Here is a 7,569-nt window from a genome sequence, read left to right as displayed (position 1 = left end):
TCGATCGCTCGCTTCACGTCCGCCGCGAGGTGCGGTTCGACCTCGCGGGCTTCCGCGCCCGAGAGCACGCGGGCGGGGATCCCGCACTTCCGGCAGCCCTCGAGTTTCTCGCGGAAGTAGTCGTCCGAATCCTCGGGGCGCTGGACGAACAGCCCGCCGGTCTCCTCGACGCAGTGGCCCGCGATCTCCCGGAGCACCTCGTTCTCCTCGATACACTCCCGCGCGCTGGCCCGGTCGGACACCGCGTACCGCCCGCCGCTGTGCAGCAGGCCGTGCATCCGGCCGGTCGTTCCGTCTGTGAGGGTCCCTCGCTCGACGAGCGTGACCTCGAGGCCGCGGCGCGCCAGATCGCGGGCGATACCGCAGCCGGTCGAGCCGCCGCCGAGAACGAGGACCTCCGTATCGGTTGCCATCCCTTCGTCCGCATCTACGATCACCCCTCCCATTATTTTATCGGTGGTAGCCAAACTCCCGTAACTTTCTGCCCCGGTTGGCTCGTCCGCAACGAGACGACACGATCAAGCGGCCAGTTCGCCGGCTTCGAGTCCGTCGTATTCCGCATTTGGAACGCCTCTAGCGGCCGGTTTCCATCGAACTGGCGAATCTACGTCATATCGTGACACGTTCAGAAACATTTATGATGATCGTCAGAATTGTTTACCGATATCGTGCGACCACTAGTAAATAGTCGCGCGGCTACACAACCGGGTGAATACGAGTGACAGAAACCACGTACGTCGGTGCGGTCGACCAGGGGACGACCGGGACCCGCTTCATCGTCTTCGATCACGAAGGGCAGGTCGTCGCGAACGCCTACGAGAAACACGAACAGATCTATCCGGAGCCCGGCTGGGTCGAACACGATCCGATGGAGATCTGGGAGAACACCAGAGCCGTCATCAGACAGGCGCTCGGGCGAGCGGACATCGGTCCCGACCGGCTCGAGGCCATCGGCGTGACCAACCAGCGTGAGACCACGCTGCTGTGGGACGCCGACTCCGGGAAGCCAGTCCACAATGCGATCGTCTGGCAGGACCGGCGAACGACCGACCGCGTCGAACGGCTCGAGGACGACGGGATGGTCGAGACCGTCCGCGAGAAGACCGGCCTCGAGGCCGACGCCTACTTCTCGGCGACGAAAGCCGAGTGGCTGCTCGACAACGCCGATCCGATCAAACTCGAGCGCGCCCGCCCGCAGGACATCCGTGACCGCGCGGCGGAGGGAGAGGTTCTGTTCGGGACTATCGACTCGTGGTTGATCTACAACCTCACGGGCGAGCACATTACGGAGGTCACGAACGCCTCGCGGACGATGCTCTACAACATCCACGACCTCGCGTGGGACGACGACCTCCTCGCGGAGTTCTCGATTCCCGAGGCGATGCTGCCCGAGGTCCGCCCCTCGAGCGACGACGCCACCTACGGATCGACCGATCCGGACGGGTTCCTCGAGGCCGAGATCCCGGTCGCGGGGGCGCTGGGTGACCAGCAGGCGGCCCTGTTCGGCCAGACCTGTTTCGACGCCGGCGACGCGAAGAACACCTACGGTACCGGCTCCTTCTTCCTGATGAACACCGGCAACGAGGCCGTCGAGAGCGACCACGGCCTGCTGACAACGATCGGCTTCCAGCGCGCCGGCGAGGACGTCCAGTACGCGCTCGAGGGGTCGATCTTCGTCACCGGCGCGGCGATCGAGTGGCTCGAGGACATGACGCTGATCGACGATCCGGCCGAGACGGCGTCGCTCGCCCGCAGCGTCGACTCGACGGACGGCGTCTACGTCGTCCCCGCCTTTACGGGACTGGGCGCACCCCACTGGGACCAGCGCGCACGCGGCACCATCGTCGGGATGACGCGGGGCACCCGAAAGGAACACGTCGTTCGCGCGACCCTCGAGTCGATCGCGTACCAGACGCGGGACGTGGCCGAAGCGATGGAGGCCGACTCGGGGATCGAGATGACGTCGCTGAAGGTCGACGGCGGCGCGGTCAAGAACAACTTCCTCTGCCAGCTCCAGTCGGACATCATCGGCTCGGAGATCGTTCGTCCGGTCGTCGACGAGACCACGGCGCTGGGATCGGCCTACGCGGCCGGACTCGCCGTCGGTTACTGGAGCGATCCCGACGAGCTGCGGAGTAACTGGCAGGTCGACGCGGAGTTCGAACCCGAGATGGATCCGGACGACGCCGATCGGCGCTACGACCGCTGGGCGGACGCCGTCGACCGATCGCGCGACTGGGCGCGGGACGCGGAGGAGTAACCCATGTTCCAGCCCCTGTTTCAGATACCCGTCATCGGCATGGAATTCGAGGCGTTCGCCGTCCTGCTCATCGCCGCCCTCGCCGGCGGGGCGTTCGGTGCGGCGCTCGGCGCGCTGCCCTCGTTCGTCTTCACGGGGTTCGTCGTCTTCCTCGGCGAAGGGATCGCCGTCCTCGAGGGGGAACTCGGAGGGATCGACGCCGTCTCGTCGGGAGACATCGCGACCGGCATCACCGGGACGATCGGCTTCGGAATGGTGACGGGTCCCCACGTCGCCTTCGCCGGCGGCGTGGCCGCGACGGCGTACGCCGGCCGGAAGTACCCCGAGATGGAACCCGACGGCTGGGACTACCACTTCGGGAAGGACATTCTGTACGCGTTCGGGACCAAGCCCGACATCCTCGCGGTCGGTGCGATCTTCGGCGTACTCGGAATGCTCATCACCCAGGTGATGACCGGACTCGGCTTCCCGACGGACAACATCGCGCTCTCGGTCGTGGCGACGGCCTTCCTGGCTCGGCTCGCCTTCGGCTACCCGCTCGTCGGCAGGGTCGGCGGCTCGAGTATTCTCGACATGTCGCCCTTCGAGCGCGAGGAGAAACGCGTGGCGGCCGACGGCGGCACCGAGACCGATCGACTGGCGACCGAACCCTGGCTGCCACACCAGTACGAGTGGGCGGGGGTCACCGCCATCGGCATCGTCGGCGGGATCCTCGGCGGCTTCATCTGGCTCGAGACCGGAAGCATCTTCCTGGGCTACGCGATTTCCGCGATGAGCCTGCTGTTTCTCAATCTCGGCGTCGAGAAGATTCCCGTCACCCATCACATCACGCTGTTGGGGTCGACGGGCGCGGTGATCGCGGCGTCGGCCGTCGGGAGCGATCCGATCGTGCTGCTCGTCGCCGGCGCGTTCGGCGCGATCAGTGGCCTGATCGGCGAGTTGAGCCAGCGCGTCTTCTACTCCCACTCCGGGACCCACGTCGACCCGCCGGCGATGGCCATCGCGGCGTTCATGTTCGTGATCGGCGTGTGTTATCTGGCCGGATTGCTGCCCAACGCGGGCTACCTCGGGCTCTAGCTGCGGTTCGTCTCTCTGATCTCCTGATGGAGATCCCGATTTTCGGTAGCAGGGAAACGCAATGAGAGCGGTGATTGTGGGGTCTTTGGGCAGAAGAAGCCAGTTGTAGAGATGCTATGACGGACTACGTTGCCTTCGAAGACAGGAGGTAGCCACCGATACCGAACGAGACAACTGCAAGGAGGGTAGCTGCAAGGCGTAGCAGTTGCGGAGTCGCGCCGAGCGGTGGTGGCCCCTTTGAAATCGCCATCAAATCATAGCGCTGCACTTGTTCGCGGTGCTGCTCATACTCTTCATCATTTTCGCTTGGGCCTCGATTGAGCGGTTCATCCGCTGGCGGGAGATCGGCATCATCCGGTCGTTCAATCGCAATAACCCCGGGTCGGTGTTCCGGATTCTCACCCTGCAGTTGTGCACGTTCCGCACTAGTCATGTAGTCGAATTCAGCGGCCCCCTGTTCTGTCGAGACGCGATACTCGCCACCGTTTTCGAGTGCTTGGACGTACAATTCTTTCCCCGCCTCGGAGAGATTATCGTATTTGATGCTGTCGATACCTTGTTCTTCGAGCTGTTCTTCCCCACCAAACGTTGAATCCCTCGTATCGTGAGTGAGCATCGCCTGAACCGGGAAGAGAGCCGGCACAGTAAACAGGACGATTGCAAGGACAACGAGCGCCGTACCGAGTTTGTTGCGTGTCTTCATCGGAATCACTCTAAGTCGGCTCGTTTGAACGCCCAGAACCCGACGAGAAGCGGGACAACAAGCCAGAACGCCAAAATGACGAGCGAGAACTCATCAGTCAGGTATACCGGCAGGTTGAGGTCGACGTCGGTTGCCCGCAGAGGCGTGTCTCCGTCTAGATTCGTAGCGCTATCGCGGAACAATTGCTGTTCTAATTGATCGGGCACCACGAGATTGATCGCTTTTCGATATGCGAGGAACGGACTCGTGTACTGGACGGCGTTATAGAGATCTGGATTGCTCTCCATTCCCAGTATCGACGTGTGAATTCCCCGAACCAGGGTTTTGACCTGAATCACGGGGAACACGTAGAGAATGACCAAGACAAAATATGCGGCAAGTGCATTGGCGATAGCGCGGCTTCGAGAGGCTGCGGCTGCTGATACTGCGACGGCAATACTGACAAACACTGACCCGTAGAGAATCGTCAGTAGAAGGGTCCCGGCGATAACGCCGAGAGGGAACACGCCGTGTTTCGTCAGTGAAACGCTACTGGCAGCGATATACATGAAGACAACACCTGATGCGACGATGGCTAATCTGCTCAAAAGCTTTCCAGTGAAGACGTCCCATCGGGTATTCGGGAGGGAAAGTAAGAACTTGATCCCGCCACCCTCACGTTCCCCAGCGATGGCCATGTACGTCGCAGTCAAAGCAATGATGGGCAGCAGGACTGCCAGTATCTGTGTCAACGTTCGGAACATGCCCTGGACAGCCTCTACCTCGGTTTGCCTGTAGGCTTGATTGACGTAGGCCAGTAACACGGCAATCAGCCCGAGTAGGACAGCAGCGGCCCAGAGCGACCGGGATCGCCGTGCTCCCTTAAAGTCCTTTTTTGCGACAGTGAGCCAGCTCATACTGGTACCTCAGTGGACTCGGTGTCCGCCTCTTCCTGAGCCATTCCGTCACGACCACCGCTGGTATACTGGTTGAACAGTTCTTCGAGCGACGTCTCATCGACAGCGATATCCACGACATCGGCCTGGACGTCGACCTGTCTGACTACATCGGCCTTGACCGCTGGATCCGCACAGTACGCGGTCAGCGTTGTTCCGTCAATGAGTACCTCACTGACGTCGGTAAGATCGTCGACGGCATCTGTCGTCGGCTGCGTTGCACACTCCAGTTCGATGCTCTCACGGCCGCCTGCCTTCTTTCGGAGTTCCCCTATCGTGTCCATCGCTACAAGTTGCCCCTCACTCATGACGCCAACTCGATCGCAGACCGCTTCGACCTCCGAGAGAAGGTGACTCGAAAAGAACACGGTCGTTCCGTTATCAGCCCGATCACGAATCAACGAGCGCATGCGTTGGATTCCATTGGGATCCAGTCCTGCGGAGGGCTCATCGAGGATGAGGAGATCGGGATCGTTGACCAGGGCCATTCCGAAGGCAAGACGCTGTTGCATTCCTGTGGAATAACTGGAAGCGTTCCGACCCGCGTCGTCACGGATACCGACAGTGTCGAGTATCTCGTCAGGATCATCATCAGCTGCTTTCGTCTCGATAGTCCACTCGATGTATTCACGGCCAGTCAGGTACTTGTCAAACTCGTACCCTTCCGGAAGGACACCGATCCGTTCGCGGATCGCGGCAGTTTCTTTTTGGGCGTCCATACCGAGGATCTGTGCAGATCCTTCCGTTGGCCGGATAAAGTCGAGTAACATGTTGATCGTTGTTGATTTTCCAGCTCCATTCGGGCCGAGAAAACCGAATATCTCACCCTTCTCAATAGAAAGGGTAAGATCATCAACAGCGACCATGTTATCGCCGAACTGTTTCGTCAATCCATTCGTCTGGATGGAGGGCATATTTCGGTCTCTACTGAACCACTATAGTGTCTAAGTTCTTTCCATTTCAATTGAATTTCATATGCGCCTGTTTTTGAACGCGAAGATGGCGAAGAGAATCTCCCAGCAAGTTCGCGTGTGGAGTGAACGCGCGTTCCGCGAAGAGCATCACCGACGAACTGCCAGCCTCGAGCGTACCCGAACCGACTCTTTTAGGGGATTCAGCCCTCGAGTATCGGTATGACCGCCGATCCGCCGCTCGTCCTCGACATCGACGGCACCCTGACCCGACCCGAAGGGTGGGGGATCGATCCCCGCGTCTTCGATCCGCTTCGCGAGTGGGACGCGCCCGTCGTGATCGCGACCGGGAAGGCCTTCCCCTACCCCGTCGCGCTCTGTCACTTTATCGGCATCCCCGAACTGGTCGTCGCCGAAAACGGCGGCGTCGTCTACACGGGCGACGAGGTGTCCTTCACCGCCGACCGCGAGGCCGCTCGAGCGGTCGCCGAAGAGTATCGCGCCGCCGGCTACGACCTCGGCTGGGGCGCGGAAGACACCGTCAACCGCTGGCGCGAGACCGAGATCGCCGTCAACATAGAGCAGCCGATCGATCCCTTGCGCGAAATCGCTGCGAAACACGGCCTCGAGGTGATCGATACCGGCTACGCCTATCACGTCAAGGACACCGATCCGAACAAGGGTGAGGGACTCGAGCGGATCGCCGAGCACGTCGGGTTCGATCTCGCGGACTGCGTCGCCGTCGGCGACTCGGTCAACGACGTCTCGACGTTCGAAGCGGTCGGCCGGAGTTTCGCCGTCAGCAACGCCGACGAACTGGCGAAAGCGGCCGCCGCCGAGGTGCTCGACGAGGTGCACGCGGACGGGACGCTCGCGGTGCTCGAGCGCGTCCGAGACGGGAACTAGATCAGCTCGTTCCGTCGCGACTACCGTTCGTCCCTACTCGCCGTCCTCGAGCACGTCGTCGATCCACTGCTCCGGGACGACTCGTATCTGACTGTCGGCCTGCAGCGAGTCGGCGGTGACGAACACGATTTCGTCGCCGGAGGCGACGGCTATCCCGCCGCCCGCGACGGAATCCCAGTGATTTAGCACGGTGTCGGGAATCGTCAGGGTCCGGTCGCCGTCGATTTCGGTACTCGCGACGTAACGGATTCCGCCATCGTCCTGAATCGGGTCGAATTCCTGCGAGACGAAGACGGCGTCGTCGTCCTCGCGAATCCCCCAGAACGCTTCGGATCTGAGCGACAGGATGTGCTGATCGAACGCGCGCTGGGGAACCGGGAGTTCGCCGCTGTGTTCGTCGAACGAAGCCGCACCCAGTCGCTCGTACGATTCGCGTTCGGCGCTGGCGGGACTGGCGGACTCGCCTTCGGGGGCGGTGGACTCGTTCGCGACGTCCGCGAGTCGCTCCTCGTCGGTGCCGGTCTCGACGACGTCCGACTGGTCGATCCCGGTTGCGTCGACGTCGCTCTCGAGGTCGGGACTCGAGTCTACGTCCTCGATGTCGATGCTGGTTCCGGCGACGCGCCGGGCCTCGTCACCGGTGTGCCGGCCGCCACCGGCGTCTCGTTCCTCGAGGTCGCCGATCTCGGGTGCGGTACTGACGACGTCCGTCTGATCGATGTCGGCTCGATTCTCATCGCGCCTCCCGTCCGTCCGCCGCTGGGCGATCGCGACCGC

At 62.0% G+C, this 7,569-nt stretch carries 8 protein-coding genes; 3 read left to right on the top strand and 5 right to left on the bottom strand.

All coding sequences use genetic code 11. The features are described 5' to 3' along the window. The coding region (locus tag PGX04_RS19675; RefSeq protein WP_273740064.1) for an FAD-dependent oxidoreductase at positions 1 to 413 on the bottom strand (413 nt) is incomplete at its 3' end. Between the two features lie 305 nt (positions 414 to 718). Here PGX04_RS19675 and glpK point away from each other — a divergent pair. Both glpK and PGX04_RS19665 read left to right on the top strand, forming a co-directional pair. After that, positions 719 to 2,260 (top strand): glycerol kinase GlpK, encoded by a 1,542-nt coding sequence (glpK, locus tag PGX04_RS19670; protein WP_273740063.1) that lies wholly within the window; start codon positions 719 to 721, stop codon positions 2,258 to 2,260. 3 nt (positions 2,261 to 2,263) lie between these two features. After that, the gene (locus PGX04_RS19665) at positions 2,264 to 3,337 is read left to right on the top strand and encodes a DUF7973 family transport facilitator (protein ID WP_273740062.1); all 1,074 of its coding nucleotides are present in this window, start codon (positions 2,264 to 2,266) and stop codon (positions 3,335 to 3,337) included. A gap of 124 nt (positions 3,338 to 3,461) precedes the next feature. Here PGX04_RS19665 and PGX04_RS19660 read toward each other — a convergent pair whose 3' ends face one another. Genes PGX04_RS19660 through PGX04_RS19650 form a run of 3 tightly spaced genes read right to left on the bottom strand, consistent with a single transcriptional unit; the run spans position 3,462 to position 5,889 of the window. Beyond that, positions 3,462 to 4,040: a hypothetical protein gene (locus tag PGX04_RS19660; protein ID WP_273740061.1), complete on the bottom strand. Its 579-nt coding sequence runs from the start codon at positions 4,038 to 4,040 to the stop codon at positions 3,462 to 3,464. 5 nt (positions 4,041 to 4,045) lie between these two features. Beyond that, positions 4,046 to 4,936: an ABC transporter permease subunit gene (locus PGX04_RS19655; protein ID WP_273740060.1), complete on the bottom strand. Its 891-nt coding sequence runs from the start codon at positions 4,934 to 4,936 to the stop codon at positions 4,046 to 4,048. After that, positions 4,933 to 5,889 (bottom strand): ABC transporter ATP-binding protein, encoded by a 957-nt coding sequence (locus PGX04_RS19650; protein ID WP_273740059.1) that lies wholly within the window; start codon positions 5,887 to 5,889, stop codon positions 4,933 to 4,935. Before PGX04_RS19650 ends, PGX04_RS19655 begins: the two co-directional genes overlap by 4 nt. Before the next feature lie 219 nt (positions 5,890 to 6,108). Between PGX04_RS19650 and PGX04_RS19645 the strand changes: the two genes are divergently transcribed. Further along, positions 6,109 to 6,792, top strand: coding sequence for an HAD-IIB family hydrolase (locus PGX04_RS19645; RefSeq protein WP_273740058.1), 684 nt, complete (start codon positions 6,109 to 6,111; stop codon positions 6,790 to 6,792). A gap of 33 nt (positions 6,793 to 6,825) precedes the next feature. Here the strand turns inward: PGX04_RS19645 and PGX04_RS19640 are convergent. Beyond that, positions 6,826 to 7,569: hypothetical protein (locus PGX04_RS19640; protein ID WP_273740057.1), on the bottom strand; the 744-nt coding region annotated here is incomplete at its 5' end.

It is taken from the genome of Natrinema soli (assembly GCF_028618695.1).
This window is presented reverse-complemented; position numbering and strand designations above follow the sequence as displayed.